The sequence below is a fragment of the Actinomycetota bacterium genome, from assembly GCA_035536535.1.
Taxonomy (GTDB): domain Bacteria; phylum Actinomycetota; class JAICYB01; order JAICYB01; family JAICYB01; genus DATLNZ01.
Genome location: DATLNZ010000039.1, coordinates 1 through 25,925, shown reverse-complemented (window position 1 = coordinate 25,925; position 25,925 = coordinate 1). Strand labels below are relative to the sequence as shown.

Annotated in this window: 27 protein-coding genes and 1 tRNA gene; 11 read left to right on the top strand and 17 right to left on the bottom strand. The window is 68.8% G+C overall.

The genetic code is table 11. From position 1 onward, the window contains the following. The coding region (locus VNE62_02990; GenBank protein ID HVE91254.1) for an ATP-binding protein at positions 1-1,221 on the top strand (1,221 nt) is incomplete at its 5' end. A gap of 123 nt (positions 1,222-1,344) precedes the next feature. Here VNE62_02990 and VNE62_02985 read toward each other — a convergent pair. Next, complete coding sequence (locus tag VNE62_02985) at positions 1,345-1,716, bottom strand: sporulation protein (protein ID HVE91253.1); 372 nt, start codon at positions 1,714-1,716, stop codon at positions 1,345-1,347. Positions 1,717-1,819: 103 nt separating this feature from the next. Here VNE62_02985 and sbcD point away from each other — a divergent pair, with 103 nt between their 5' ends. Genes sbcD through VNE62_02970 form a run of 3 tightly spaced genes read left to right on the top strand, consistent with a single transcriptional unit; the run spans position 1,820 to position 6,026 of the window. Beyond that, positions 1,820-3,115 (top strand): exonuclease subunit SbcD, encoded by a 1,296-nt coding sequence (gene sbcD / locus VNE62_02980; GenBank protein ID HVE91252.1) that lies wholly within the window; start codon positions 1,820-1,822, stop codon positions 3,113-3,115. Between the two features lie 5 nt (positions 3,116-3,120). After that, on the top strand, positions 3,121-5,679 hold the full coding sequence (locus VNE62_02975) for an SMC family ATPase (GenBank protein HVE91251.1): 2,559 nt from the start codon (positions 3,121-3,123) through the stop codon (positions 5,677-5,679). Positions 5,680-5,705: 26 nt separating this feature from the next. Continuing rightward, positions 5,706-6,026, top strand: a complete 321-nt coding sequence (locus tag VNE62_02970; protein ID HVE91250.1) for a DUF4193 family protein — start codon at positions 5,706-5,708, stop codon at positions 6,024-6,026. Between the two features lie 231 nt (positions 6,027-6,257). Here VNE62_02970 and VNE62_02965 read toward each other — a convergent pair whose 3' ends face one another. After that, positions 6,258-6,449: a hypothetical protein gene (locus VNE62_02965; GenBank protein ID HVE91249.1), complete on the bottom strand. Its 192-nt coding sequence runs from the start codon at positions 6,447-6,449 to the stop codon at positions 6,258-6,260. Between the two features lie 418 nt (positions 6,450-6,867). On the opposite strand from VNE62_02965, the gene VNE62_02960 reads away from it, so the two are divergent. After that, complete coding sequence (locus VNE62_02960) at positions 6,868-7,113, top strand: hypothetical protein (protein HVE91248.1); 246 nt, start codon at positions 6,868-6,870, stop codon at positions 7,111-7,113. A gap of 235 nt (positions 7,114-7,348) precedes the next feature. On the opposite strand, the gene VNE62_02955 is transcribed toward VNE62_02960, so the two are convergent. From VNE62_02955 to VNE62_02920, 8 genes are all read right to left on the bottom strand, one after another. Further along, positions 7,349-7,825 (bottom strand): MerR family transcriptional regulator, encoded by a 477-nt coding sequence (locus VNE62_02955; GenBank protein HVE91247.1) that lies wholly within the window; start codon positions 7,823-7,825, stop codon positions 7,349-7,351. Positions 7,826-8,104: 279 nt separating this feature from the next. Beyond that, a complete protein-coding gene (locus tag VNE62_02950) occupies positions 8,105-8,578 on the bottom strand; it encodes a bifunctional nuclease family protein (protein HVE91246.1) in 474 nt (157 codons plus the stop codon). 153 nt (positions 8,579-8,731) lie between these two features. Then, on the bottom strand, positions 8,732-9,496 hold the full coding sequence (locus VNE62_02945) for a MerR family transcriptional regulator (protein HVE91245.1): 765 nt from the start codon (positions 9,494-9,496) through the stop codon (positions 8,732-8,734). After that, the gene (locus VNE62_02940; protein ID HVE91244.1) at positions 9,493-9,858 is read right to left on the bottom strand and encodes an FHA domain-containing protein; all 366 of its coding nucleotides are present in this window, start codon (positions 9,856-9,858) and stop codon (positions 9,493-9,495) included. The genes VNE62_02945 and VNE62_02940 overlap by 4 nt, the downstream gene beginning before the upstream one ends. A 226-nt stretch (positions 9,859-10,084) precedes the next feature. Continuing rightward, the gene (gene gcvH / locus VNE62_02935; protein HVE91243.1) at positions 10,085-10,483 is read right to left on the bottom strand and encodes a glycine cleavage system protein GcvH; all 399 of its coding nucleotides are present in this window, start codon (positions 10,481-10,483) and stop codon (positions 10,085-10,087) included. Between the two features lie 30 nt (positions 10,484-10,513). Continuing rightward, the gene (locus tag VNE62_02930) at positions 10,514-13,009 is read right to left on the bottom strand and encodes a mannose-1-phosphate guanyltransferase (GenBank protein HVE91242.1); all 2,496 of its coding nucleotides are present in this window, start codon (positions 13,007-13,009) and stop codon (positions 10,514-10,516) included. Positions 13,010-13,042: 33 nt separating this feature from the next. Then, on the bottom strand, positions 13,043-13,636 hold the full coding sequence (locus VNE62_02925) for a CDP-alcohol phosphatidyltransferase family protein (protein ID HVE91241.1): 594 nt from the start codon (positions 13,634-13,636) through the stop codon (positions 13,043-13,045). Between the two features lie 40 nt (positions 13,637-13,676). After that, positions 13,677-14,519, bottom strand: a complete 843-nt coding sequence (locus VNE62_02920; protein HVE91240.1) for a DUF927 domain-containing protein — start codon at positions 14,517-14,519, stop codon at positions 13,677-13,679. A gap of 115 nt (positions 14,520-14,634) precedes the next feature. Between VNE62_02920 and VNE62_02915 the strand changes: the two genes are divergently transcribed. From VNE62_02915 to VNE62_02905, 3 genes are all read left to right on the top strand, one after another. Continuing rightward, entirely contained in the window at positions 14,635-15,150 is a 516-nt protein-coding gene (locus tag VNE62_02915) for an acyl-CoA thioesterase (GenBank protein ID HVE91239.1), read from the top strand. Positions 15,151-15,193: 43 nt separating this feature from the next. Next, on the top strand, positions 15,194-15,787 hold the full coding sequence (gene folE, locus VNE62_02910) for a GTP cyclohydrolase I FolE (GenBank protein ID HVE91238.1): 594 nt from the start codon (positions 15,194-15,196) through the stop codon (positions 15,785-15,787). 92 nt (positions 15,788-15,879) lie between these two features. Then, positions 15,880-16,326, top strand: coding sequence for a hypothetical protein (locus VNE62_02905; protein HVE91237.1), 447 nt, complete (start codon positions 15,880-15,882; stop codon positions 16,324-16,326). A gap of 38 nt (positions 16,327-16,364) precedes the next feature. Here VNE62_02905 and VNE62_02900 read toward each other — a convergent pair. Then, positions 16,365-16,438 (bottom strand) — tRNA-Pro (locus VNE62_02900). A gap of 75 nt (positions 16,439-16,513) precedes the next feature. On the opposite strand from VNE62_02900, the gene egtA reads away from it, so the two are divergent. From egtA to egtD, 3 genes are read left to right on the top strand one after another with little or no spacing between them, the layout of a single operon-like run. Continuing rightward, positions 16,514-17,758 carry an ergothioneine biosynthesis glutamate--cysteine ligase EgtA gene (egtA, locus tag VNE62_02895; GenBank protein HVE91236.1) on the top strand — a complete coding sequence of 415 codons (1,245 nt, stop codon included), beginning with the start codon at positions 16,514-16,516 and terminating at the stop codon, positions 17,756-17,758. Further along, positions 17,749-19,035: an ergothioneine biosynthesis protein EgtB gene (gene egtB / locus VNE62_02890; protein HVE91235.1), complete on the top strand. Its 1,287-nt coding sequence runs from the start codon at positions 17,749-17,751 to the stop codon at positions 19,033-19,035. Before egtA ends, egtB begins: the two co-directional genes overlap by 10 nt. Positions 19,036-19,094: 59 nt before the next feature. Beyond that, positions 19,095-20,057, top strand: a complete 963-nt coding sequence (egtD, locus tag VNE62_02885) for an L-histidine N(alpha)-methyltransferase (protein ID HVE91234.1) — start codon at positions 19,095-19,097, stop codon at positions 20,055-20,057. Between the two features lie 9 nt (positions 20,058-20,066). On the opposite strand, the gene der is transcribed toward egtD, so the two are convergent. The 6 genes from der to VNE62_02855 form a co-directional block, all read right to left on the bottom strand. Further along, positions 20,067-21,395 (bottom strand): ribosome biogenesis GTPase Der, encoded by a 1,329-nt coding sequence (gene der, locus VNE62_02880; GenBank protein ID HVE91233.1) that lies wholly within the window; start codon positions 21,393-21,395, stop codon positions 20,067-20,069. Then, positions 21,392-22,660 carry a (d)CMP kinase gene (gene cmk, locus VNE62_02875; protein ID HVE91232.1) on the bottom strand — a complete coding sequence of 423 codons (1,269 nt, stop codon included), beginning with the start codon at positions 22,658-22,660 and terminating at the stop codon, positions 21,392-21,394. Before cmk ends, der begins: the two co-directional genes overlap by 4 nt. Then, positions 22,657-23,946, bottom strand: a complete 1,290-nt coding sequence (gene aroA, locus VNE62_02870) for a 3-phosphoshikimate 1-carboxyvinyltransferase (protein HVE91231.1) — start codon at positions 23,944-23,946, stop codon at positions 22,657-22,659. The genes cmk and aroA overlap by 4 nt, the downstream gene beginning before the upstream one ends. 19 nt (positions 23,947-23,965) lie before the next feature. Beyond that, entirely contained in the window at positions 23,966-25,063 is a 1,098-nt protein-coding gene (locus VNE62_02865; protein HVE91230.1) for a prephenate dehydrogenase, read from the bottom strand. After that, positions 25,060-25,425, bottom strand: a complete 366-nt coding sequence (gene aroH, locus VNE62_02860) for a chorismate mutase (GenBank protein ID HVE91229.1) — start codon at positions 25,423-25,425, stop codon at positions 25,060-25,062. The genes VNE62_02865 and aroH overlap by 4 nt, the downstream gene beginning before the upstream one ends. Positions 25,426-25,429: 4 nt before the next feature. Then, positions 25,430-25,925, bottom strand: a 496-nt coding sequence (locus VNE62_02855; GenBank protein HVE91228.1) for a pseudouridine synthase, incomplete at its 5' end; no start/stop codon positions are given.

Genomic DNA, 25,925 nt, shown 5'->3' with positions numbered 1-25,925 from the left:
AGTGAGGACGAGACGCATCTGCCGATCGGCACCCCACTGGAGATGACCTCCGAGGTCTGCGTGAACCTCGAGCGGTTCGTGGAGCGCTCCAACGCCGTGTTCGGCAAGACGGGCACCGGCAAGTCGTTTCTCACGCGGATGCTGCTGGCCGGGGTGATCCAGTCCGACCTGGCCTCGGTTCTGGTGTTCGACATGCACAACGAGTACGGCATGTGGTCGGAGGACGAGGAGACCCGCAAAAAGGCCCCGGCCCTCAAGGAGATGTTCGGACAGCGCGTGCTGATCTTCTCGGTGGACCCCGACTCCTCGCGCCGGCGCAGCGTCACTCCCGACTACGAGGTCCAGGTCGCACTGAGGGACATCGAGTCCGGGGACCTGCGGCTTCTGCGCTCCGAGCTGGGCCTGACCGACGCTCAGCTGCGGGACATGGAGACCCTGTCGGAGCGGTGGGGGAGCGACTGGCTATCGCAGCTTCTGGAACTGCAGGAGTCCGGGGACCTGTCCGACGCCATCGTGGACCAGAGGCTTCCGGTCCAGGAGCAGTCGGTCAAGGCGCTGGCGCGAAACCTCAAAAAGCTGGCGAAGCTGCCTTTCGTCCGGGCTCAGACCACCGACAACTCCGCCAAGCGGGTGGTGGACGCCCTTCTGGCCCGCCGCCACGTGGTCATCGAGTTCGGCCGCCAGACAAGCTTCCTGGCCTACATGCTCGTCTCGTCGATTCTCACGCGCCGCATCCACGGGGTGTGGCAGGAGGCCAAGGAGAAGGCGTCGGCCGACGGGGTCATCGGGCACCCGCCGCAGCTGATCATCACGCTGGAGGAGGCGCACAAGTTTCTGTCTCCGGAGGCCGCCGGCCAGACCATCTTCGGGACGATCGCGCGCGAGATGCGCAAGTACAACGTGTCGCTTCTCGTGGTGGACCAGCGTCCGTCGGGCATCGACGAGGAGGTTGCCTCCCAGCTCGGCACCCGCGTGATCGCCGCTCTGGACGACGACCGGGACCAGGCGGCGGTGCTGTCCGGGGTGCCCGACGCGGGGGCCCAGAAGGTCCTGATCAACAACCTCGAGCCGAAAAAGCAGGTCCTGCTGTCCGGATACGCGATGCCGATGCCGATCGTGGTGGAGGTCCGCGACTACTACCCGTTCGCAAAGCAGATGCGCCGCCGGGCCGCGGGCGGCGGTCCGGACGGGGGGCCGAAGGTGGACCTCTGGGGGTCCTGACGGGAACCCAGGCAGGACAAGTGCCTCCGGCGGCGAACAACTAGGTGTTCGAAGGCCGCTGGGGAGGGGACTTCATCAGGAGGCGCGAAGCACGCTCCGCGCCTCCTGATGGGCCGCCCGATCTCAGCCCCCCTTGCGGATCTTGGCCCTCTTCACCTTGGCCCGCGTCTTGCGCATCGAGCGCAGCACCAGCATCATCACCACCGCCAGGACCTGGCCCCCGAGGATGACCCGCGTGAGGTCGACCGCGGGCTGCCAGGTCACCACGCCGTCCTTGATGACGTAGGCGCCCACAGGGCGTCCGGTCAGCCCGAAACCTCCACCCGAGCCGCTGCCGCCCTCGCCGTCGGGGCCCTCTCCCGAACCGCCGCCCCCGGCCCCCCGGACCGCGGCCGCCGGAATGACCGTGACCCCGTTCTTCTCGTAGGGGTCGCCGAACACCCGCTTGACCGTCAGGACGTCCTTCGCCTGACCCACGAACTCCTGGGCTTTCATGCCGCCTCCCTTTGTCGTCGCCAACCGTATACCCGGATCGGCCCGGGCCCACTCGCCGGCGGGAGCCCCCTGGACTGTCGCCGCTGGGGCCTACTGTCGCCTTGTGAAAAGCCTGCGGATCATCCATTTCGCCGACCTTCACCTGGGGGTGGAGTCGGGGGGTCGGCCGAACCCGGCCAGCGGTCTGAACCAGCGGGTTCACGACGTCCTGGACCGGCTCGACGAGCTCTGCGCCGTCGCCGAGTCAGAGGGCGTGCACGCGGTCGTTTTCGCCGGCGACGCCTTTAAGCATCAGCACCCGACTCCCACGCTGCAGTCGCTTTTCGCGGAGCGCATCCGCAGGCTCGCCCGGTCGGGTACTTCGGTGTTCCTTCTCATCGGAAACCACGACCTGCCGAAGGCGACCTCGCTGGCCCACCCCTTTTCGATCTACGACGCGCTGGAGGTCGAGGGTGTCGTGGTGGGGGACCGGGCCAAGCTCTACCGGCTCCCGCTCGGCAGGGACGCGCCGGTGCCGGAGCTGCAGGTCGCGGCGCTGCCGCATTTCTCGCGCCACCACGTCCTGTCCCGGCTCCCGGACGGCACCGACGCTGACTCGTTTATCCGCGAAGAGGTCGCGCGGACCGTGCAGAGACTGGCTTCGGAGACGGACACCTCGGCCCCCGCGCTGTTCGCAGGTCACTGCCACGTAAACCAGGCCAAGGTGAACCCGGCGCAGTCGATGTTCGGCGCCTCGGAGCTCGAGGTGACGCTGTCTTCGCTTTCGTCGTCGGGGGCCTTTCCGTACATCGCGCTGGGACACGTCCACTCGCGGCAGGTTCTCAGTCCGGAGCCGTTCGTGGCCTACAGCGGCTCCCTGGAACGGGTGGACTTCGGCGAGGGCGAGGTGGTGCACGTCGAGGCCACCCGCGTACGGACGCGTGCGGGCGAGGACAAGGGCTTCTACCTGTTCGACCTGGCCCCCGCGGGTGGAGGGTGGGTCCTGGATGGCGAGCCGCGCTTCCACGCCGTTGCCGCGCGAAGGTTCCTGACGCTGCACACCGACGCCAGGGCCGCGCAGGACCCGACCGCACATGCGCTGGAGGCCGTCGCGCGCGCGCAGGCTGCCGGCGCGGCGACCGCCGGTGCCTTTGTGAAGATCGTCGTGCGTGTGGAGGCCGAGGACCGGGTGAGGCTGTCCCAGCGCGCGCTGCGGGACGCGGTGGCCGACGCCTACGACGTCCGTGTCGTCGCCGACTCGCCCCCGGACTCAAGCCGCCTGCGCGACCCGCGGTTCGCGGTCCGCATGACTGAGTCCGAGGCGCTGGAGCAGTTCGTCTCCGCACGCGACGACTGGGCCGACGACGCCGGCGAGCTGCTGCGACTCGGCCGCCGGCTGATCGAGGAGGTGACGGCTTGATCCCCGTGTCTCTTCGCCTCGGCGGCTTTTTGTCCTACGACGAGCCGCAGTTACTGGACTTCACAGGCTTCGACACCGCCTGCCTGGCGGGCGCGAACGGACAGGGCAAGTCGACGCTTCTGGACGCGATCACCTGGGCCCTTTTCGGCTGCGCGCGAGGCTGTGAGTCCGGCCAGCACCAGGACCGGCTCATCCGGGAGGGGGCCGACAAGGCCACGGTCGAGCTGGTCTTCGAGCTTTCGGGGGCGGTCTACAAGGTCGTCCGTACCCGCACGCGATCCGGACGAAGCGAGTTGCAGCTATGCGTCGGCGCCCCCGGCGCCTGGACCAACCTGGCGTCGGACTCTCTGTCGGCCACCCAGGCGTCGCTTTGCTCGCTGCTGCGCATGGACTACCGGACCTTCACCGCCTCGGCTTTTTTGCTCCAGGGCCGCGCGGACGACTTTCTCACCCGGATGAAGCCCGACGAGCGCAAGGACGTGTTCGTCCGCCTGCTGGACCTGTCCGTGTACGAGCGGCTGGAAGAGGCTGCCCGCGCCGCGGCCCGGGACGCCGAGCTGCGCCGCAAGGCCATCGCCGTCCGGATCGAGGAGCTGCGCAGTGTGGACGACGACCTGCGCGCGGTACGCGAAGCCACGCGGGCCGCCGAGGAGTCACGGACGCTGGCGGCCGACAAGGAGACGCAGGCGGCGGCCGAGCTGGAGGCGCGCAGCGCGGAGCTGTCGCGGCTGGAGCAGATGCAGGCCGCGGCCGAGGCGATGGCACACGCGGCCCGGGAGGCCGAGACGCGGCTGGCGGTGGACAGGACGACGCTGGACGCTCTGTCCAAGGAGTCTGCGGCTCTTGACGCCCTCCTGGCTCGCCGCGAAGAGGTCGAGGCCGGCGTCGCGGAGGCCGAGTCGCTCAGGACCACCGACGAACAGCTGACAAAGGCGGCGCTAAAGCGTTCGGAGCTGCAGACGCAGCTGGCGCAGTTAGAAGGTGAGATCGCCAGCCAGGCCGGGCAGATCCGGACCCGCACAGCCGAGTGGACGTCCCAGGCGGACTCCCTGGCAAAGCAGATTTCGGTGCTGGAGTCGCGCAGGCCCCTTCTTGAGGAGACGCGCAGGGCCGCGGCCGCGGCGGCCGGGCTATCGGAGTCGATAACGGCGATGGACGTCCAGCTGTCCGACCTGCGCGAGGAGCACGCGAGGTTGGAGGAGCAGCTCAGGCAGATGGACGCCGGCACGGACGCGCTTACCGAGCGGCTGGACATCCTGGGCCGCGGGGGAGGGGAGTGTCCCGTCTGCGCCGGACCGCTGGACCAGGCCCACCGCAGAAAGCTGACCGCTCAGTTGAAGTCCGAGTCCAAGGAGCTGAACTCGCGCCGCCAGTCCGCCGTCTCCAGGCGGGAGGTGGTGGTCAAAGAGGGGACACGTCTTCGCGAGGAGCAAGGGCGGCTGAAGCGGACCCTGTCCGACCTGGAGAAGCTCGTTGGAGGGTCATCGGCCCTGGAGGCCGAGATCGCGCGCATCTCGGAGCTGTCGGCACAGGAGTCTTCGCTGCGGCAGGCGGCGGCATCGGAGCTGAAGCTGCTGGAGGGCCGGGAGTTCGCCCGGGAGGCGCACGAGCAGCTGCGCGCGGTGAGGTCGGGCCTCGAGGGGCTCGTATACGACGAGTCCACGCACCGTCAGGTGCGCACGCGCCTGGAGCAGGTGTCGGGCTACGCCGAGATGAGGGGCCGGATCCACGAGGCACAGGAGCGACGGGTCCGGGTGGAGGAGGAGCGCGCCGGTTTGTCGGTCCGCCTGGCCGAGGCCGAGAAGTCGCTGGCGAAGCAGGTTCAAGACCTGGAGAAGGTGCGCAAGGCGGCGCAGGACGAAAAGGACACGCGAACCAGGGTCGAGCAGGCCAAGGTCCTGCTCACCGAGGCCAGGCAGGCCGCGGCGGCCGCGGGGGCCGAGTGCGCGAGGCTGGCGGAGCGCGCCGAGGGCCTGCAGCGCGCGCAGGAGGAGCTCGGAGCGGCCAGGCGAGCCGAGGTCGAGCTCGCGGTGGAGAACCGTCGCTACTCGCGGCTGACGCAGGCGTTCGGCCGAGGCGGCATCCCCGACCTGATTATCGAAAACGCCCTGCCGGAGCTTCAGCAGGACGCCAGTGAGATCCTCGGGGAACTGACCAACCAGGAGATGAGCCTGCAGTTCCAGATGCAGCGCGAGAAGAAGTCCGGGGGCGCCAGGGACACGTTCGACGTCCTGGTGTACAGCGAGGGGGGAGTGCGCGACTTCCAGATGTTCAGCGGCGGCGAGGCGTTCCGCATCGCCTTCGCGATCAGGCTCGCCCTGTCCAAGCTGCTGGTCCGCCGGGCCGGCGCGCGCCTGGAGACGCTGGTGGTGGACGAGGGGTTCGGCAGTCAGGACCCACAGGGCCGCGAGCGCCTGATCGAAGCCATAGGCGTGGCGCGAAGGGACTTCCGCAAGATCCTGGTGATCAGCCATCTCGACGAGATGAAGGACGCGTTCCCGGTCCAGATCCGCGTCACCAAGGACCTGTCCTCCGGATCTCGGATCACGGTCGGCGCCGCCTGACACTTCCCGGACGGGCTGGACACGCTGTGGTATACGTGTCGCCAACCAACACGACGGGAGCGGGCGTGGCCGAAGACGAGGAACTTCAGACCGACGAAAGTGCCGTCGAAACCAGCCTCGAGGAGTTGCTGCAGCGTAAAGAGCGGCGCCTCGAGGGGGCCGACGAAGAGGACGACGACGACGCGCTCATCGAGGCTATGGAAGGGCCGGACGGGCCTTCGGAGACCCTTGCGGTCAAGGTCATCCCTCCGCAGCCGACCGAATTCACCTGCCAGAAGTGCTTTTTGCTCAAGCACCAGACGCAGCTGAAGGACAAAAAGCGCCAGCTCTGCCGCGACTGCGCCTGAGGGCCTGCTCGCAGGCGCCTAGAATGCCGGCATGGGCTTCAACCCCTACAACCGAATTCGCCGCGCCCGCATGACACGCCGGGGCGACATCCTCTACGTGGGGGTCTTTCTGGCGATCGTCTGCGCGGCGATCGTCTGGGCCGTCAGCTGACAGGAGCGCCAGACAGGGGAGCGGCGTTTCCTCTGCCGTCCGCCCGGGGGGCCGGGGTCAGGCGGTGTTGCTGAAGCCGATCAGCAGGACAGGCCGGTCTGGCCGACGGTCCAGCCGTTCGGGCCGTTGGTGATCGTGACCCACTCGCCAATAGACGAGCAGCATGCAAACGCGATCGGACCTCCGAGGCAGTGCTCGAAGAAGGCATTGGCACGGCCGGCTGGGAACAACGATGCCGCGACCACGGCGACTACGAAGATCAGTCTCGCCACGCGTTGTCTCATCGACGGCCCCCCTTTGAAAACTTAGGTCTGCACAAATGTATCGCCCAAGCGCCCTCGGGGGTTACGGGTCCGACCGGTCCTGTGAGATCGATCGCGGGGGAGCGGGAACAATCGTTCGCGTCCGGTATCGACGAGAGCCGGTCCGATTGGAGCGATCGATTCGCCGAAGCGCTCGGTAGGTCACCACGGCACATAGCCGAGTCGCGTCACAAAAGAAGAACCGGACGAGAAACCAGTAGGCCACGCAAAGGTCTAGCCCCTCACGGCTCACACAGATGCTGGTTCACTAGGGGTACCCGAGTTCGGAGGTGGTCATGCGCGCATCTGACGGCCGGAAACCTGTGCGGTGATACGCGCACTTTGCCTCCCGATGACTCCGAGGCCAGACGGGTCACTACCGCCCTGCGTGGATAACGGTGCCTACCTGGTCCGGCCCGACATGTATGTTCCGGCGCTCATCCTGGGAGCCGCGGCCGGCGTCATAGCCATTGTGGCGGGGGCCATGATCATCAGGGCCGCTCGACGGCCAGGCTGGAAGCTCCCGGTGCGCATCCCACTGGCGCTGATGGCCTGCTGCCTCATCGTGGTCGGAGCCGTTGCCAGCTACCTCGTCGACATCGGGCTAGACAACGTGCGGTTTTTTGTCCCGTGACGTAAGACGATGCCGCAGTGAGATCGAGTCTTAGGCCTGGGTCACGGCCGGCCGTCCCCGTCCGCCTATAATTCCCTGCCGCCTATAATCCTGGTTCCGTTAACTAACAATGGGAGCACTGCGTTTGCTCGGTCGCTCGATTGAGGAAGACCCTCCCCCACGACTCGGGAAGCTGAGACGGACGGCGATGCGGCCGCGGTCCCGGGGGTCGTGGCTGAGCGCTGGGCGTTGAGGTTCAGCGCCGGGCGGCGACGGGCTTCGGGCGAGATGTAGAGCCGGACTCCCCCGCCTCGGCCCCCTGTGGAAGCATCGTCCTGAGGGCGCCCTGCAGGTCCTCGTAGACCTTGCCGAGGGCGAGTCCGATCACGCCCTGGCCCTGCTTGAGCAGGTCCACGATCTGGCGGTCGGAGGTGGCGGCGTAGACGGTCCGGCCGTCGGACAGCAGCGTGACCTTGTCAATCGGCGACTTCAGGCCGTCGTTGAGAAAGGCGATCGCCTTGCGGATCTGGGGCAGGTTCACACCGGCGTCCAGCAGGCTCTTGATTACCTTCAGGTGGACGAGATCCCGGAAGCTGTACATCCGCTGGGTTCCCGAGCCGTCGGCGTCCTTGAGGCTGGGGGTGACGAGGGCGGTGCGGGCCCAGTAATCCAGTTGGCGGTACGTGATGCCCACGATCTTGCACGCCTGCGGCCCTCGGTAACCCTGCTCCACCCCGACCTCCGAATCACATCGACGGAACTTTCCGGATGATGAGTGTGCCCTGCCGGCGTCGCCGAGTCAACGTTGTATGCCGCATACCCGCAGACCGCAGCACGGGGAGGGGGCCGGGTAGCCGTCCTACCCAGGGGGGGTAGCAGGGAGGACGCCCGGGGTACGGCGAGAGACCGTGGGGAGGGTGGTCGGCAGCGGAGGCTGGGGCCGGCCTCGTGGCCGGGGTCGATCTGACGCCGGGGCCGGTCTGACGCCCGGGGTCGATCTGCCCGGGGCCGGTTACGGCTTGAAGTCTTCGGGGCTGACCTGTTCCAGGAACTCCCGGAACTTCTCGACCTCCTGCTCCTCGTCGTCCTTGACGACGATCGAGGCCTCCTCGAGCACCTCGTCGTTGCAGAAGATGGAGACCCTCAGGCGGGTGGCGAGCGCTATCGCGTCCGATGGGCGGCTGGAGACTGCCGACGGCGTGCCGTCCCTGATCATCTGGATCTCGGCGTAGTACGTACCGTCGCGCAGTTCGGTGATGACTATCCGCTGGACGCTGACGTCAAGGCCCGCCAGCAGATCGCGGATGAGGTCGTGCGTGAGCGGACGCGGCGTCTCGATGCCCTGCATGCCGTAGGCGATCGCTGTCGCCTCGTAGGGGCCGATCCAGATGGGCAGGTAGCGCTCACCGCCCTGCTCCTTGAGCAGCACGATTGGCTGGTTCGTCGGCAGCTCGACGCGAACGCCCACCAGTTGGAGCTCGACCACGCTGTGCCTCACCGTCCCTCGCGAGCCCGTTTGGACCGGGCGAGCCTAGCATGCAACCTGTCAGGTCACAGCCTATCTACGACCCCCGACGGGAGCACCGTCGCCGGGTTGCCGCACTCCCCGATCGCCGTCCCTTTGAAGGCCTGGCGGACCCTACACGTACGGTGACAGCGACTCGCTCAGGAGGGTCTGGATGAGCTGGTTGCCCAGCCGGACGAGTTCCCGGACGGTCTCCTGGGCGGCGGCCCGCGCCTCCGAGCTGCGCTGCCGGTTGAGCGGCAGGACCATCTGCTCGGCCAGCGAGGCCCAGCGGTCGGCTGTGGAGGCGAACATCCGCAGGTGTCTGGGCTCGAGCCCCAGCTCGATCAGCTGCCGGCTTGTCTTGGCGACCTGGAGGGCCACCTCGTCATAGCGCGGCTCTCCCCCCACGTCCTTCGGCCTCAGCAGCTGGTACAGCTCCAGGTCGGTGATGTTCTGCTCGGTGAGGCTGGTCGCCGCGGCCAGCTCCTGACGGCTCATCGACACGCCCGGCGTCAGACGTGCGAACACGTCCACGGGGGCGGGGGCCGGGGCGACAGGGGCCGGAGTCGTCGCCGCCGGTTGCTCTGCGCTGGTCTGCTCGAGGGACAGCGCAGGCTGTCCCCCGGCCTCGCCCGACGACTCCCATTCCGCCAGCCTCTCCCGGATAACCTTCAACGGGAGGAACTGGTCGCGCTGGAGCTTCAGGATGAACCTGAGCCTCTCTATGTCACCCGACGCGAACTTGCGATACCCGGACGGGCTGCGGTGCGGGTGGACCAGGCCCTCGCTTTCCAGAAACCGGATCTTCGAGACCGTCACCTCGGGAAACTCCGCTTTCAGGACGTTGAGGACCTCGCCTATCGACTGCGATTGCCCTCCGCTTTCGATCTGGCTCATCCGCTCTCCCTGGAGGATGCGAGGAACAGCAGCCGGAACTTGCCGACCTGAAGCTCGTCGCCGGACGAAAGCTGGGTCGACTCGACGCGCTCCCTGTTGACGTAGGTGCCGTTCAGGGAGCCGAGATCGACCGCCGACCACCCCTCCGCGCCCCGCCGAAGCTCGGCGTGGCGCCTGGACCCCGTGATGTCGGTGAGGAAGATGTCGGCCTGGGGGTGGCGGCCGACGGCCACCGTGTCCTTGTCCAGGACGAACTTGGTGCCGGCGGACGGCCCGCGCCGCACGACCAGGCACACCTGCCCCGGCTCGAGTTCGGCAAGGTGGGCCTCCTCCTCCGTGTCGGCCTCGATGGGGGTGAACACCGCGGTTGTCTCCGAGTCCGCACCGGCCAGGGACGTACCGCAACGCGAACAGAAGTTCGCCTGGGGGTCGTTCCTGTGGCTACAGCCGGGACAGCGCATCGAGCCTCCTCGGGGGGAACCTTGAATCTAGAGGAAAGGTTGAGCTCCGGTCAACGACCGGTCGCGCATGGTCCCGGCTGGACCTGAGGTAGTGGGTCCGGCACCCCACTCCCCCCTGCCGGCAGGTTCAGGTTTCGTCGAGGGTCGCGATCAGGACCTTGTAGGCGTCGGAGTCCATGAGCTGGTCCAGCTCGGAAGCGTCGTCCGGGCGGATGACGACGAGCCAGCCCTCCCCGTAGGGGTCCTCGTTCACCAGCTCCGGCGATGTCTCGCCGACCTCGCTGTTGCGGTCGACGATCTCGCCGGTGACCGGGGCGAACAGGTCCGACACGGCCTTGGGCGACTGGATCTCGCCGAGAGGCGCGTCCTGCGTCACCCGTGCGCCGGGCTCGGGCAGCTCCACGTAGACCACGTCCCCGAGCGCGTCCTGCGCGAAGTGCGTGATCCCCACGCGCACCACCTCCCCCTCGAGCCGCGCCCACTCGTGGTCCTTGGTGTACCGCAGGTCCGGCGGAAACTCGCTCATCGGGTCCTCTCTCTGACGTCGCCGGCTGTCTCAGCCGACAACGTTACGGATGCCGCGTAGCTGCCTGCCAGCCAGCGCCCGGGCTTTGGATTCGGTGTCCGACTCCGCCCACACATGGACCAGCGGCCGCGCCGGGTCCGGCAGGACGAGCGTCCAGTCGGCCTTGTGGAAGGTCTTGACTCCGTCGATTAGCTCCACGCCGTCGCCGGAAGCCTGCTCCATGATGCTGCGCATGACCGCGCCCTTCATCTCCCACGGGCACGCCACCGTCTCGTGGACCACGGCGGGCCTGGGCAGTGAGGAAACCAATTGCGAAATCGGCGCCTGGGACCGGGCCCTGTGCTGCAGGAACTTGGCCATGGCCATCATGGCGTCGGGAGTGGGGACGAGCTCCGGAAAGATCAGCGACCCCTCTGCGTTGCCGGCAAAGCGCACTTCCCCCGATGCGGCCGCGTCCATGAGGGAGTCCTCGTTGGTTTTCGTCCAGACGACCTCCATGCCTCCTTCGCGCGCCAGCTCCGCGACGCAGCGCGAAGTCGAGACGGGAAGCGCGATGGCGCCGCGGGAGCCGTCCATCGCGGTCATCGTGGTCGCGAGCAGAAGAGTCGTGGTCGAGTCGCACACCCGGCCGGTGTCGTCGACCAGCCACAGCGTCTCTCCCGTGGGGTCCAGCAGCACGCCGAGGTCGGAGGCAGACACCGAGACCAGGTCCGACAGCCGGGCCAGCTGCTGGGAGATGTCCTGGGCCGAGGGAACCGACCTGGACTCGTCCACCACCGCGTTGACGGCCAGGACCTCGCACCCCAGCCGGCCCAGGATCGTCGGCAGCACCAGCGACGTCGAGCCGTACCCGTAGTCGACCACGAGCTTGATCCGGGAGTCGCGGATCGCCGAAACGTCGACGGCTGTCAGCAGCCCTTCGCTGTAGTACTCCCACACGTGGGGGGGGTAGTGCAGCTCTCCGAGCTCTCCGGCATAGGCCCGGCGGAACTCCTCGCGGTAGAAGGCTCTTTCGACCTTTCGCTTGCGGCCCTCGTCCAGGTCCGTGCCGTCGGTGTCGACGAAGCTGATGCTGATGGACTGCGGGTCGTGAGGCGAGGTCCGAAGCGTCATCCCTCCGCTGGACCCCCGCGTGTGGACGTAGTAGCGCGCCACGGGCACCGGTGACAGCTCGAGGTCATGGCAGTGCACGCCACTCGAGTTGAGCCCCGCGACGACCGCGCGCTTCATGGCGCGGGCCGCACGGGTGGCGTCCCGGGACGCGGTCACGGTCGAGCCTTTCTTAAGCGTCGAGGCGTAGGCCATGGCCAGCCGGACGGCAATCTCGGGAGTTACGTCCACGTTGATGAGCCCGGACACCCCCTGGGGGCCGAACAGGGTCCGGACTCCCCTGGACTCCCAAATGATCGATTTGGTTATCAGCGCTCCAGCCTCGACCGTCTTAAAGGGGTAGATCTTCACGTTGGGGTTGATCACCGCGTTGTCGCCGATGGAGCAGTCGTCCCCGACGATCACCCCGTCCTCGATCCGGGCTCCCCCGCGGACGTCGGTGTTCTTGCCGATGACACATCCCCTGAGGTTGGCCGCCGGTCCGATGTAGGCGTTGTCGTGGACGACGGCACGGTGCGAGAAGGCGCCCTCCTTCATCACGACGTTGTCCCCGAGGACGGTGAACTCCCGGAGGTGGCACCCGTCTTCGATCCGGCAGTTCACTCCGATGACGGCCGGACCCTCTATCCGGGCGCCGGGGTCGATCTCCGTGCCCTCGCCGACCCAGATGCCCTCTCCGAGCTGGAACCCCGGGATCTCCACCCCGACGCGCCCCTCCAGCACGTCGCGGTGCGCCGCGAGGTAGCTCTCGTAGTGGCCGACGTCGCACCAGTACTCCGGCGCGACATACCCGTACATCGGCAGGCCTTTGTCCAGCAGCATCGGGAACAGGTCATTGGAGAAGTCAAAGACCGTGTCGGCGGGGATGTAGTCGAAGACCTCGGGCTCCAGGACGTAGATTCCGGTGTTGATCGTGTCGCTGAATACCTGGCCCCAGTTGGGCTTCTCCAGAAAGCGCTCGATGTGCCCGTCCTCACGGGTGATGACGATGCCGAACTCGAGCGGGTTCTCCACGGACTTCAAGCACAGCGTCGCCATCGAGCCTTTCTGGCGGTGGTAGTCCACGAGCTTCGTCAGGTCGATGTCCGTCAGCGCGTCGCCCGAGATCACCAGGAACGTCTCCCCGGACAGCTCCTGCTCGGCGTTTTTGACGCTGCCGGCCGTCCCCAGCGGGGTTTCCTCCGTGGCGTAGCTGATCTGGACGCCGAGGTCCTCGCCGTTGCCGAAGTACGAGCGGATCAGGCGCCCCAGGAACTGCACCGTTGCGATCGAGTCGGTGACGCCGTGGTTGCGCAGAAGGGCGACGATGTGCTCCATGATCGGCCGGTTGGCGATCGGCAGCATCGGCTTGGGCTGGTTGGACGTCAGGGGCCGCAGCCGCGTCCCCTGCCCGCCGGCCATGATCACGGCTTTCATCTAGGCGCTCTCCCCTGGCACGTGGGGTCGATTCTAGCCGCCGGTGGGGTCCGGACCGGCCTGGGCCCCCTCAGCGGCTCGACTCTTGAGCCACGCGGCGATGTCCTGCCAGTACCTGAACACGGCGATAAACGACACGACCCCACCGGCCGCGAACAGGCCAAGGCCCGCCAGGCGCGCTCCTCCCCCAAGGATCACCAGCGGAAGCGAAGCGAGCAGCGCGAACGTGGCGGTCTTCCCCACCAGCCTCACCTTCGGCTTGCCGAAGCCGCGGCGGGCCAGCACCAGGAAGGCCGCGGATACCACGCCCTCCCGGGCGAGCACCGGCAATCCCAGCCATAACGGCAGCGAGCCCACGACCATCAGGGTGACCAGCGACGTGATCACGGCGATCCGGTCGGAGACGGGATCGATCACCACCCCCACGTCGCTTACGGTCCCCGTGGCGCGGGCGATGTAGCCGTCCAGGAAGTCGCTGATCCCCATTACCGCCACGAGCACCGTGGCCGGCAGGTTACGGCGGGTCAGGATCAGCCAAGCCAGCAAGGGGGTCGCGGCTATCCTGCCGAACGACAACAGGTTGGGCAGGGTGAGCAGCCGTTCTCGCGGCCGGTCCGCCTGCCTCATCGGCCCATCCTAGGCCGGACCGAGGCCGGGATGGTGCAGGTCAGCCGATGACGAGGTGCAGCGGTGGCGAGCGCATCGACTCGACCGCGCGCAGCGCGGCTCCCATTCCCGCGTAAAAGGCGAATCCCCTTCCGACGATCCGGCCGAGCGCCCCGAAACCTGTTGCACTCAGCGCCAGGGCCTCCGCGTGGCCGCCGAGATCCGGGGACCTGCCGTTTATGACGTCCAGAGACACCTTGAACCAGTTTTCGATCTCGCCCGATACCGGGTGCTCGCTGAGCCAGGCACGCGGCCAGCCGTAGTGGGTAGTGGTGATGGCATGGACAAGGCCGGCGGCGGCGCCTGAGACCGCCGGTGCCTTGAACTCGAGCCGCCCTGGGCGATGGGCTTCCGCGGGAAGCGGTATCTGACCGGCCGAGATGATGACGGTTCCGGGGGCGCCGCCTCCGATCAGCCTGATCGCCCGCGGCGATTGCTCCAGGCCCTGCAGGGCCACGGGGAGGGGCGAAACGAGGTCGAGCCTGCTGAGGATCGACCTGGGCGGCTCGCACCAGTCCCGGACCAGCGAACCCGGCTGGCCGACCACCGACATCGCCGAACGCAGCGCTTGGGCCCGGGCCGGCTCGGTTCCACCGAACAGGTGGAGCAGGACGGGCTGGATCCCGAGCCTGTCGACGAAGACCGAGGCCATGGCCGCTCCGAGCAGGACCGCCAGGGCCGGTTCGGTGAAGGCGAGGTCGACCACCTCCTGCCACGCCGTCCGTGCCGACGCCTCGTGCGAATCCTCGGCATGGTAGGCGGCGAGGCACCCCGTGGCGCAGTTCGGACACGTGGTGGCGTCATGGCTGGGATGGCCGTCCAGCAGCGACAGGCGAGTCTGCATACTCCAAGGCTTCTGCGACCTGCTTTCAAATCCTGCCGGCTCACCTGGTTGACGCCAAGGCCAGGACGGCGTAGGACAAGCCCATGACCCGTATCGCCACGACCTTCGTCCGCCCATGAGCGGCCGGCAGCCGTCGAAGAAGGTCTCGGACTCGGTCGTCGTGCTCAGCCAGGTGATGGGCATCACTGATGCGAACCTGCAGGGCAATGTCCACGGTGGCGTCATCATGAAGCTCGTGGACACCGCCGCCGGCACCGCGGCGGCCAGGCACGCCGGGGGCAGCGTGGTCACGGCGGCCATCGACGGGATGTCTTTCCTGCACCCCGTCCTGCTGGGGAACCTGGTCACGTTCAAGGCGGCCGTCAACGACGCGGGCCGGACCTCGATGGAGGTGGGAGTCCGGGTGGAGGCCGAGGACATCGCCACCGGGCGGCGGGTCCACACGTCCAGTGCCTACCTGGTGTTCGTGGCGCTGGACGACGCGGGTAAGCCGCGGTCCGTCCCCGGAGTGACGCCCGAGACGGAGGACGAGAAGCGCCGCCAGAGGGCGGCTGCCATCCGCAGGGAGGCCAGGCTCAGAAGGCAGCGCGATCTCGCCGCGGACGAGAGGTCCCAGGCTCGCGGCGACTGAGGGCGCAATGGTAGCGCCGGAAGCCCGCCGCTACCATTGCCCGGTGAGCCACGAGTCCGACCCCGAGACCTCAGACAGCGCGTCGGTGGACCTGGTGGCGGCCGAGAAGGCTGTCACCGACCTGCTGACTGCTCTGGGCCTCGACCTCACGCGGCCCCATCTGGAGCACACGCCCGGCCGCGTCGCGCGCGCCTATGCGGCCCTTTTGTCCCCCCGGCCCGTCTCGCTCACGACGTTCCCCAACGACGAGGGCTACGACGAGATGGTGATCGCGCGGTCGATCCCGTTCCACTCGCTGTGCGCGCACCACCTCCTGCCCTTTTTCGGGGTCGCGCACGTCGCCTACCTGCCCGCCGAACGCATCCTGGGCCTGTCGAAGCTGGCCAGGGTCGTGGAGATGTTCTCCCGGGGCCTGCAGGTACAAGAGAGCCTTACTCAACAGGTGGCGAACTGGCTTGAGGGCGAACTGCGCCCGAAGGGGGTCGGCGTCGCCCTGGAGGCCGAGCACACGTGTATGACCCTGCGGGGGGCCCGGGCGAGAGGGTCGATGACGGTCACGTCCGCTCTGCACGGAGCCATCCGCAACGACCCGCGGACGCGCCAGGAGTTCCTCACGCTGATCGGTTCGGCTCGCTGACGACCCCAAGCCGCACCGGGCTGTCGCGGCTGCTCGTCCGGCCGCACTTCAGGTTTGAAAACCACTGGGTCCTGGAGGTGCCCCCTTCGCGCGTGTGGCAGGCACTCGAGCGCACCGACAAATTCACGGAGTGGTGGCACTGGCTGAAGGAGTTCCACTCCGCCGGGATCGGTGAGGGCGACGAGGGCCGCGTGGTGGTGCAGTCTCCGCTCGCCTACCGGATTCGGTTCGTCTTGCGCGTGGTGGAATCGACGCCGCCGGGAGTCCTTAGGGTGCGGGTTTCAGGCGACATCGACGGGGAGGCCACGTTGGAGTTGTCGAAGCCCGGCTCTTCGCTGCAGGAGCCGGGCACGCCCCAGGAGTGCCACATCCGGCTGTTGTTCGACGTGGAGGTGCGGAGGCGGCTGCTCCGTGCTCTGTCGCTGCCGGCTCACGCGGTGCTCGCGTGGGGGCACAACCACGTCATGACCGCGGGAATGCGCAGGTTCAGGACACTGGCGCTGGGTCTGTCCCCGGTCGGCCCTTCTGGCCAGACGTGAAGAGGACCGACCTGTTTCAGCAGGTCAGTCCTCTTTAGTCGGGCCGGGGAGATTTGAACTCCCGACCTCTTGACCCCCAGTCAAGCGCGCTGCCAAGCTGCGCTACGGCCCGTTGCGTCAGGCTAGCACGCGCGCCCCCTCAAGCCCGGACGGCCCCCGCGGCTGCTCCAGCGGGTCATTATTGGGTGTGCCTTCCAGGTTGCCGATTCTGTCCGTTGCCGACGTCCGGCAACACGTGGAGGAGCGGTGTTTCGCTCCCTCGCCCGACCTGCGGGTGGGCATCGAGGTGGAGTCTCTGACCTTTCCCGCCGACCCGGCCTCCCGCGTGACCGCGGACGAGCTGGAGCTCCTGCGAGCGGAGGCCGGGCCCCTGCCCGGTGGAGGGTCCATCACGTTCGAGCCGGGCGGCCAGGTCGAGATCAGCTCGCTCCCCCACCGTACGATCGCCGGCGCGTGCGACGCGGTGTCCGCCGATATGTCCGTGATCCGCGACGCGGCGTCCAGCCACGGGATTGCCCTCCGGCAGCTCGGAGCCGACCCGCTGCGCAGCGACCACAGAGTGCTCGATGCGCCGCGGTATGTGTCCATGGAGTCGTACTTCGACCACGGTGGGATGGCCGGCCGCAAGATGATGTGTGGAACGGCGGCCGTCCACGTCAACGTCGGCGTCGGATCGAGTGCCGCGTCGGTTGGCCGGCGCTGGCGGCTGGCCCACCTGCTCGGCCCCCTGCTGGCGGGGGCTTTCGCCAACTCGCCGGTGGTGGAAGGACGTCCGTCCGGATGGAGGTCGTCCCGGCTGGCGGCATGGATGTCCATCGACGGCTCCCGGACCGCTCCGGCCTGTCGCGGCGACGACCATGCGGGCGACTGGTGGAGATACGTCCTGGACGCCGGATTGATGCTCATCAGGTCCGAGGACCGCTTTGTGCCGCTTGCGCCGGGGTTTTCATTCGGCCGTTGGATGTCCGATGGGCACGCCCTGGGGTTTCCGGACCGCGACGACCTGGAGTACCACCTGTCCACGCTGTTTCCGCCGGTGCGGCCGAAGGGGTGGTTGGAGCTTCGGATGATCGACTCCCTGCCGGAACCGTGGTGGCGGGTGCCGGCGGCGGTCGGCGCGGCGTTGCTGGACGACGAAGAAGCCTCGGAGGCGGCTTTCGCGGCGGCCGGGCCGTCGGCTGGGATGTGGGCGGACGCGGCAAGGCACGGCCTGCGCCACCCGGTCCTCGCAGAATCGGCCAAGCGATGCTTTCTCGCGGCCCAGGCGGCCCTGGCACGGGTCGGGGCGGACCGGTCCACGACCGACGTGGTCGGCGAATACTTCGACAGGTGGGTGGCGCGGGGCCGTGTCCCGGCCGACGACCTGCTCGAGAGCTGGACGAAGACGGGGTCGGTGCTGGACTTGAGCCCCCAGGAGGCAGCATGGACCTGAAGCAGGTGGTGGCCGAGGAGCTGGAGGCGGCGCGGCGCCGGTCCCTCGAGCTGCTGGACCCCCTGTCCGAGGAAGTCCAGATGCGCCAGCACTCGCGGCTGATGTCCCCCCTGGTGTGGGACCTCGCGCACATCGGCAACTTCGAGGAGCTGTGGCTGCTGCGCGAGGTCGCCGGTCTCCCGCCCACTTCCCCGAAGTTCGACGACATGTACAACGCCTTTGAGCACCCGCGCTGGAAGAGACCGGAGCTGCCCCTGCTGAAGCCGCGGGAGGCCAGGGCCTACCTCGCGGACGTCCGGGGGCGCGCGCTGGACGTCCTGGAACGGATAGAGCTGGACCCGTCCGACCGGCTGCTGGGCGGCGGCTTCGTCTACACCATGGTGGTCCAGCATGAGCACCAGCACGACGAGACGATGCTGTCGACCCTGCAGCTGATGTCAGGGGACCCTCTGCGTCCCCCGAGGCCTCCCGCGCCCGAGGGTTCTGCGGTCCAGTCGCCGGAGGTGTCCGTCCAGGGTGGACCGTTCGTCATGGGCACGGACAGCGACCCCCTCGCCTACGACAACGAAAGGCCGGCTCACGTCGTGGACCTGCCGCCTTTCCGAATCGACGCCACGCCGGTCTGCAACGCCGACTACGCGCAGTTCATCGCGGCGGGAGGCTACGACGACCAGAGGTGGTGGCACCCGGAGGGCTGGGCATGGCGCCGGGACAAGGACATCCGTCACCCGGCTTTCTGGAGCGAGGGGACCGGTTCCTGGTCCGTGCGCAGGTTCGGTCGCCACCTGGACCTGGACCCCCGCGAGCCGGTCCAGCACGTGAGCTGGTACGAGGCGGATGCGTATGCGCGGTGGGCGGGCAAGCGCCTGCCGACGGAGGCGGAGTGGGAGAAAGCGGCGTCGTGGGAGCCGTCCGGACGCAAGCGACGGTATCCCTGGGGCGATTCGGCCCCCACTGCGGCCCTGGCCAACCTGGGTGAGCGCCACTACGGTCCGGCTCCCGTGGGTGCCTACGCTCCGGGCGCCAGCCCCTGGGGGTGCAGGCAGATGGTGGGCGACGTGTGGGAATGGACGTCGTCGGACTTCCGTCCCTACCCCGGGTTCAGGTCCTTTCCGTATGAGGAGTACTCCGAGGCGTTCTTCGGGCCCGACTACAAGGTGCTACGCGGCGGCTCCTGGGCAACCCACCCCAGTGCGATCAGGACGACGTTCCGCAACTGGGACTACCCGGTCCGGCGACAGATCTTCGCCGGGTTCCGCTGCGCGCGGGACGCATGAGCTCGGGCGAGCCCGGGCAGCAGTCCCCGGTCCAAGGCGCGGGAGTGGCAGGACAACGCGTGACGGTCGAGGTCCATCTCGGCCCGGACGACTTGCACGAGGCGCTGAAGCGAGACGTCCTGAAGGGCCTGACCTCCGAGCCGAAGGCGCTGCCCCCGAAATGGTTTTACGACGAGGAGGGATCGCGGCTGTTCGACCTCATCACGCGGCTCCCCGAGTACTACCAGACACGGGCTGAGCGGGAGATCCTGCTGTCCAGGGCCGGCGAGATCCAGGCACTCGCCGGTTGCGCGACGCTCGTGGAGCTCGGTTCGGGAACCTCGGAGAAGACGCGAATCCTGCTCGACGCGATGACCGCCGGAGCCAGGCTTCGCAGGTTCGTCCCATTCGACGTGAGCGAGCAGACGCTCCGCGACGCCGCCACGGACATCTCGACCGCATACCCGGACCTGCACGTGCACGCGGTCGTCGGGGATTTCGAGCGGCACCTGCAGTCCCTGCCCCGGGACGAGCCGAAGCTGGTCGCATTCCTGGGAGGCACGATCGGCAACCTCGAGCCCCGCGTGCGGAAAGCCTTTCTGCGCGATCTGGCGTCATCCATGCCGGCGGGCGACTGGCTGCTGCTCGGGACCGATCTGGTGAAAGACGTCGCGCGGATGGAGGCTGCCTACAACGACGCGGACGGCGTGACGGCCGAGTTCAACCGCAACATCCTGCGCGTGCTGAACTCAAGCCTCCGGGCCGGCTTCGAGCCCGACCGGTTCGACCACGTCGCTCGCTACGACGAGCGCGAGGGCTGGATCGAGATGGCCCTTCGCTCGAAGGTCGACCAGAGCGCGCGGGTCGAGGCACTGGACCTGAAGATCGGCTTCAGGTCCGGCGAACTGCTGCGGACCGAAACGAGCGCGAAGTTCACGAGAAAAGTCGTGGAGCGGGAGCTCGCAGCCGCGGGACTCACCCTGCTGCGTTGGTGGACGGACGCGGCGGGAGATTTTGCGCTGTCGCTGTCACGCCTCGACTGAGAAGCCGGCTCAGCGGCGTCCCTGCTTGCCGCCCGTGCGCCGTGTCGCCCCGGCTTTGGTGCGGAACCTGATCGGAGTGCCCTCGAACCCGAAGCGCCGGCGCAGCCCGCGGTCCAGATGTCTCAGCCACGCCGGCGGGACGTCCTGCGCTCCGAACAGCACGATGGTCGGGGGCGACGCCTCCGCCTGAACCGCGTACTTGACCCTCGAGTTTCCTCGCTTGGAAGGTATCGGCGTCCTGGCCTGCAGGTCCTCGATCACCGCGTTCAGCAGCGGCGTCGGCACGCGCAGGGTCCGGGCCTTGAGGATCCGCAGGATGGACGGGATGACGTCCGCCAGTCCCTCGCCGGTCTCGGCGGACGTCGCTATCAGCGGCGCGAAGTCCAGGTACGGCAGGCGGCGCCTCACCTCCTGCATCTCGATCTCCCGGACTCGCGGCTCGAGCAGGTCCACCTTGTTCACCAGCATCACGGCGGACCGGCCGAGTTCCACGATCTGCTCGGCGATACGCAGATCCTGGCGGGCGATGCCCTCGCTGCCGTCGATGACCAGAAGCGCCAGCTCGCAGCGGTCCAGCGCGCGCATGGTCCGGACGAAGCCGTAGTACTCCGTCTGGTCGTCGATCCGCATGAGCCGCCGCAAGCCGGCCGTGTCCACGAAACGAAGGGGCTCCCCGCCTTCAACGGAGACGACCGTGTCCACGGTGTCCCTCGTGGTGCCCGGCTCGTCGTGGACGATGCTTCGCTGGGCCCCCACGATCCGGTTGAAAAGCGACGACTTCCCGACGTTCGGACGCCCCACCAGCGCCACTCGAGGCTCAGCGCCCTCTTCGGGGGCCTCGCGGCCGAAGTCTTTTGTGATCAGGTCCAGAAGGTCACCGGTGTTGCGGCCGTGCAGGGCCGATACGGGCTGCGGCGCGCCGAGGCCGAGACGGTAGAAGTCGGCGGCGGCGGGTTCGCGCGACGCGTTGTCCGCCTTGTTGGCCACCAGCACGACGGGACGGCCCAGCTTGCGGATCACCCCGGCGACGTCCTCGTCGTCCGGCGTCGGCCCCACGGTGGCGTCGACCACGAAAAGGATGCGGTCGGCCTCCGCCGCGGCTGCGCGGGCGGTCTCTGCGACCTTGCCCGCGAGCTCGCCCTCCGGCGACAGCTCCAAGCCCCCCGTGTCCACGAGCAGAAAGGGGCGGCCCTGCCACTCGGCGTGGTAGAGCACCCGGTCCCTCGTCACCCCCGGGCGTTGCTGGACGATCGCCTCCCTGCGGCCGAGCAGGCGGTTGACGAGCGTGGACTTGCCGACGTTGGGGCGGCCGACGATGGCCACCACGGGCAGGGTCATCGGGTGACCGGCTCCACCGCGTCCATCACCTCGGCCAGCCTCCGCTGTGACTCGTCGGTGGCCTGGACGATCTGGGCCCGCGCCAGCACTCCCCGCACCGGGCCCCCGAGCACGAACGGTTCGCCGACCTGCGCCCGCAGCTTGACCAGCCGCGGGACCTTGCTTCCCTTCGGCAGGACAAGCTGGGTGCCGGAAAAGGCAACGGGCACGACCGGCGCTCCGGACTTCAGGGCCACGTACGCCAGTCCTTCCTCGATCGTGTCGAATCTGGCCTGAGGCTGCCGGGTCCCTTCCGGGAACAACCCCAGCAGCTCTCCCCTTGCCAGCAGGGAAAGCGCGGTCGCAAGCGATCTGCGGTCGGGTCTTCCGCGCCGGACCGGAAAGCAGCCCATCTTCGTAAAGAAGCTGCTGGACAGCCTGGTGGCGAACAGCTCCTCTTTAGACATAAACCACGTCTTGCGTCTCGTGAGAGCAGCCGCGGCCATCACGTCGACCATGGACCGGTGGTTCGGCGCGATGATCGCGGGGCCGGTGGACGGGATCAGATGCGCGCCCCGTATCTCCATCCTGAACAGCGTGCGCGCGATACCCGACAGTGTCCCGCGCACAAGGCGGAACTCGATGTTGGCGCGGGGCCTCCTGTTGCGTGCCCGCTCCAGGATCACCTCGGCGACCTGCTCGGGACTGCGCGAGCTGGTGTCAATCAGCACCGCGCCGCGGCCGGGCCTCATCGCCCCAACCGGCCTTGTGGAGTCGCGGTGGTCGCGCTCCCGCACGGCGTCGGGGGCTTCGCCTCCGGATCTTCGCTCCGCGCGCGTGTCCGGGTGTGCGTCCAGATACGCCTTCACCTCCGCCTGCGGCCACACCACCGTGCCGATGTCGCGGCCCTCGACCACAGCCCCCTCGGGCGGTACCAGGCCTCTTTGCAGCTTCACCAGGACCGCCCGGACCTCTGGGTGCGCCGCGACCACCGAGGCCGCCCGCGTCACCTCCGGATCCCGGAGCTCCTCGCCCACGGGCGCCCCGTCGAACGTGAGTACACCCTGGGGGCCCAGCCCGCACCTGCCGGCAAGCTCCCGCGCAGCGTCCGCCACGACCTGAGCGCTCTGCAGCGGCAGCCCGCGCTGGATCGACAGCCATCCAAGAAGCCGGTAGGTGGAGCCGGTGTCGATGTGGACCAGCCCCAGCCGCGTCGCGACGATCCTGGAGACCGTGGACTTGCCCGACCCGGCGGTGCCGTCCACCGCAACGATCAGGCGGCTCACCGGGAGTCCTGTTCGGCGACGTCGGCGCCCAGGTCCCGCAGGGCGTCGGCGAACCCCGGCCACGACACAGACGCGGCCTCGAAGCCGGTCACCACGGTCGTGCCATCGGCCACCAGTCCCGCCACCGCCATGGCCATGGCGAGGCGATGGTCCCCGTGGGAGTCCACCGTCGCTCCGCGCAGCCGCGTGGGACCCCTCACCACCAGTCCGTCGTGGAGCTCGGACACGTCCGCACCGAGCGCGCTGAGCCCCCGGCAGACGGCGGAGATCCGATCCGACTCCTTTACGCGCAGCTCGGCCGCTCCCGTGATCCGGGTCTCCCCTTGCGCCTGCGTCGCCACCACCGCTGCCAGCGGAAGCTCGTCGATCATCCGGGCTGCGTCGGGAGACGGAAGTGCCGACAGCTCGCTTTGGCGGCACTCGAGCCAGCCGATCGGCTCCCCCATCGTCTCCTCGCTCTGCTCCCAACGGATGCGCGCACCCGCGCGCTCCAGCCACTCGACGAACCCTAACCTCGTCGGGTTGAGGCCGACCGCCTCGATACGAATCTCGCCCGACAGGCATGCGGCGGCCGCGAGGAACGCGGCGGACGACGGGTCGCCGGGGGCGCGCATGTCGAAAGGCGGCACCTCGAACTCCTCGACCTTCACGACGGGACCATCGACGCGGACGGGGGCGCCGAGGGCCGACAGCATCCGCTCGGTGTGGTCCCTGGACCGCTGAGGCTCTTCAAAGACAGTAGTGCCACGGGAGCCGAGACCCGCCAGCAGGACCGCCGACTTCACCTGCGCCGACGCAACGTCGGATCGCACGTGCGCCGCGGTGAGGCGGCCTCCCCTGACGCGCACGGGCGGGCGCCCCGAGTCCGTTCGGACATCGGCTCCCATCTCGCGCAGCGGGGAGGCCACGCGCTCCATCGGTCGCCCGCGCAGCGACCGGTCCCCGTCCAGGACGATTTCGTGCGGCAGTCGCGCCGCCAGTCCCGCCAGCAGCCGCATGGTCGTCCCCGAGTTGCCGCAGTCCAGGGGGCCTTGGGGCTCTTTCCACCCGGCCAGGCCGGGGCTGCCGACGGTCGCGGAGCTACCGCGGGCGTCGATGTCTACGCCGAACCGCCTCAGGCACGAGGCCGTCGAGGCCACGTCCTCCCCCGGCGCGAGCTCGCTCAGGCGGCTGGTCCCGCGGGCGGTCGCGGCGAGCATCAACGCGCGGTGGCTGATGGACGTGTCGCCGGGCCCCACTACGGACCCGGACACCTGGGTCCCTCCCCGCACAACAAGGACCGTCACGTGAGCTCCGGTGGGAGCCTCATGCCTCGTCGCACGCCCTGCAGCGGTACCCGAGGCCGGACAGGCGCACGCACGCCCTCGACGCCGCCTCGGGTCCATCCACGACGATGTGGACGACACCTCCCGCGGCGGTGTGGTCCATCCACAGGTCCTCGATGTTGACGCCGAGCTCGCCGACTCCCGTGGTGATCTCCGCGAGAATCCCCGCTCTGTCCGGAACGGTCACCTCGATGCGCACCGGGACCTCGGGCCCCCGGCCTGCCTTCGCCGGCAGCCGCGCCCGCGCGTCGCGCGCCGCCTGTATGCACCGATCGACGCCCTGCCAGTCCTCGGACTCAAGCGCCTGCCCGAACGTCGCGAGACCCGACCGAAAGGTCGTGAGCTGGGCCAGAAGGGCATGCCGGTTCGCGCGCAGGATGTCCCTCCAGACGCCGGGGCTCGAACCCGCCGTCCGGGTGACGTCCCGGAACGAACCCGCGGCAGCCGCGAAAACCCGCTCGTCGTCCTCCCGGCCGGCGATCTCCATGAGGGTCGTGGCGATGAGGTACGGCAGGTGGCTGACGAGCGCAACCAGACGGTCGTGCTCCGCCGGGTCCAGCGCCAGCGTGCTCGCTCCCAGCTGCGTCACGAGTGCGGCAATCGTGCCGAAGGCCTGCGGACTGGTGCCGTCGGTGGGGGTGAGGATCCACAGGGCGCCCTCGAACAGATCCGCCCGTGCGGCCTGCACGCCCTGCCCCTCGGTGCCTGCCATCGGATGCCCCCCGACGAAAGGCCTGCCGGGACCGAGGACGGATTCGGCCTCCTGCACCACGGGGCCCTTGGCGGAGCCCACGTCGGTCACCACCACGCCGGGCTCCACCACGGAGGACAGCTGCCTGACGGTTTCCGCGATCTGCCCGACCGGCGTCGCAACCACGACGATGTCCGCACCCGCGCACGCCTCGCCCAGCGATCCGGCTGCCTCGTCGATCGCGCCGGCGTCGGCGGCCTTGCGCGACGCCTCGGGAGCCGAGTCGTAGCCCGCGACTCGGGCGTAACCGGACTTTCGAAGGCACAGCCCGATCGATCCCCCGATCAGCCCCGTACCGATGACCGCCACGCGCCGGGAGGCCGTCACGCGGGATCCGGGGGGTCGAGCAGCCGGTGCGTTCCTTGGAGGTAAACCGGCCGCGGCGGGGTGTCGCCGTAAAAGTGCAGCAGGACGCGGACGCACCGCGGGAAGGCCAGAGAGCTGGACACATCCATCTCCCGCGCGCACAGCAGCGGGACTCCGTCCAAGCCCATCACCCTGGCCGCTGCGGCCGGGAACTCGGAGTGCAGGTCGCCGGTCGCGGTGAAAAGGATGCTGACCAGGTCGGGCGGCCGGATCCCGTTGGAGGACATCAGCTCGGCCAGAAGCTCCTGGGTCCGGGACAGGACCTGAGCTCTGCTGTCCTCGTCCAGGGACGTGGCGCCGCGAACCGCGTACAGCCGGGGCATCGGGTCAGTCTACGGACGCCGACGCCGACGACAGCAGCTCGTGCACCTCCGCCGCCGACAGGGTCCTGTAGGTGCCGGCCTTGAGCCGGCCGAGCCGGCACGGCCCGATGGACGTCCTCACCAGCGACACCACCGGCAGGCCCACTGCCTCCAGAAGACGGCGGACCAGACGGTTTCGTCCCTCCCGGACCGTGAGCTCCACGAGGCTGTGACCGCGTTTGATGCCTGACAAGCGGACGCGCTCCGCCGACGCCCTGCCGTCTTCGAGTTCGACTCCCGCCCGTAGCTTCGTGACGTGGCCGGACCCGGCGTGTCCGGAGACCTCGGCCAGGTACGTCTTCGGCACCCCGAAGCGCGGGTGGGACACCTTCTGTGCGAAGTCACCGTCGTTGGTGACCAGCAGCAGCCCGGAGGTGTCCATGTCCAGCCTTCCGACCGCGAACACGCGCGGTTCGGACGGGAGCAGCGGCATGATCGTCGGACGCCCTTGGGGGTCGCTC

Bases quoted from the DNA above. Each gene is read 5' to 3' on its own strand.
- VNE62_02930 (HVE91242.1), bottom strand. From the start codon at position 13,009: ATGAAAGCCGTGATCATGGCCGGCGGGCAGGGGACGCGGCTGCGGCCC.
- aroH (HVE91229.1), bottom strand. From the start codon at position 25,425: ATGCCCCGGCTGTACGCGGTTCGCGGCGCCACGTCCCTGGACGAGGAC.
- gcvH (HVE91243.1), bottom strand. From the start codon at position 10,483: ATGAGCGAGTTTCCGCCGGACCTGCGGTACACCAAGGACCACGAGTGG.
- VNE62_02920 (HVE91240.1), bottom strand. From the start codon at position 14,519: ATGCAGACTCGCCTGTCGCTGCTGGACGGCCATCCCAGCCATGACGCC.
- der (HVE91233.1), bottom strand. From the start codon at position 21,395: ATGACCCTGCCCGTGGTGGCCATCGTCGGCCGCCCCAACGTCGGCAAG.
- VNE62_02985 (HVE91253.1), bottom strand. From the start codon at position 1,716: ATGAAAGCCCAGGAGTTCGTGGGTCAGGCGAAGGACGTCCTGACGGTC.
- egtB (HVE91235.1), top strand. From the start codon at position 17,749: ATGGACCTGAAGCAGGTGGTGGCCGAGGAGCTGGAGGCGGCGCGGCGC.
- VNE62_02925 (HVE91241.1), bottom strand. From the start codon at position 13,636: ATGAGGCAGGCGGACCGGCCGCGAGAACGGCTGCTCACCCTGCCCAAC.
- VNE62_02945 (HVE91245.1), bottom strand. From the start codon at position 9,496: ATGAGCCAGATCGAAAGCGGAGGGCAATCGCAGTCGATAGGCGAGGTC.
- VNE62_02915 (HVE91239.1), top strand. From the start codon at position 14,635: ATGAGCGGCCGGCAGCCGTCGAAGAAGGTCTCGGACTCGGTCGTCGTG.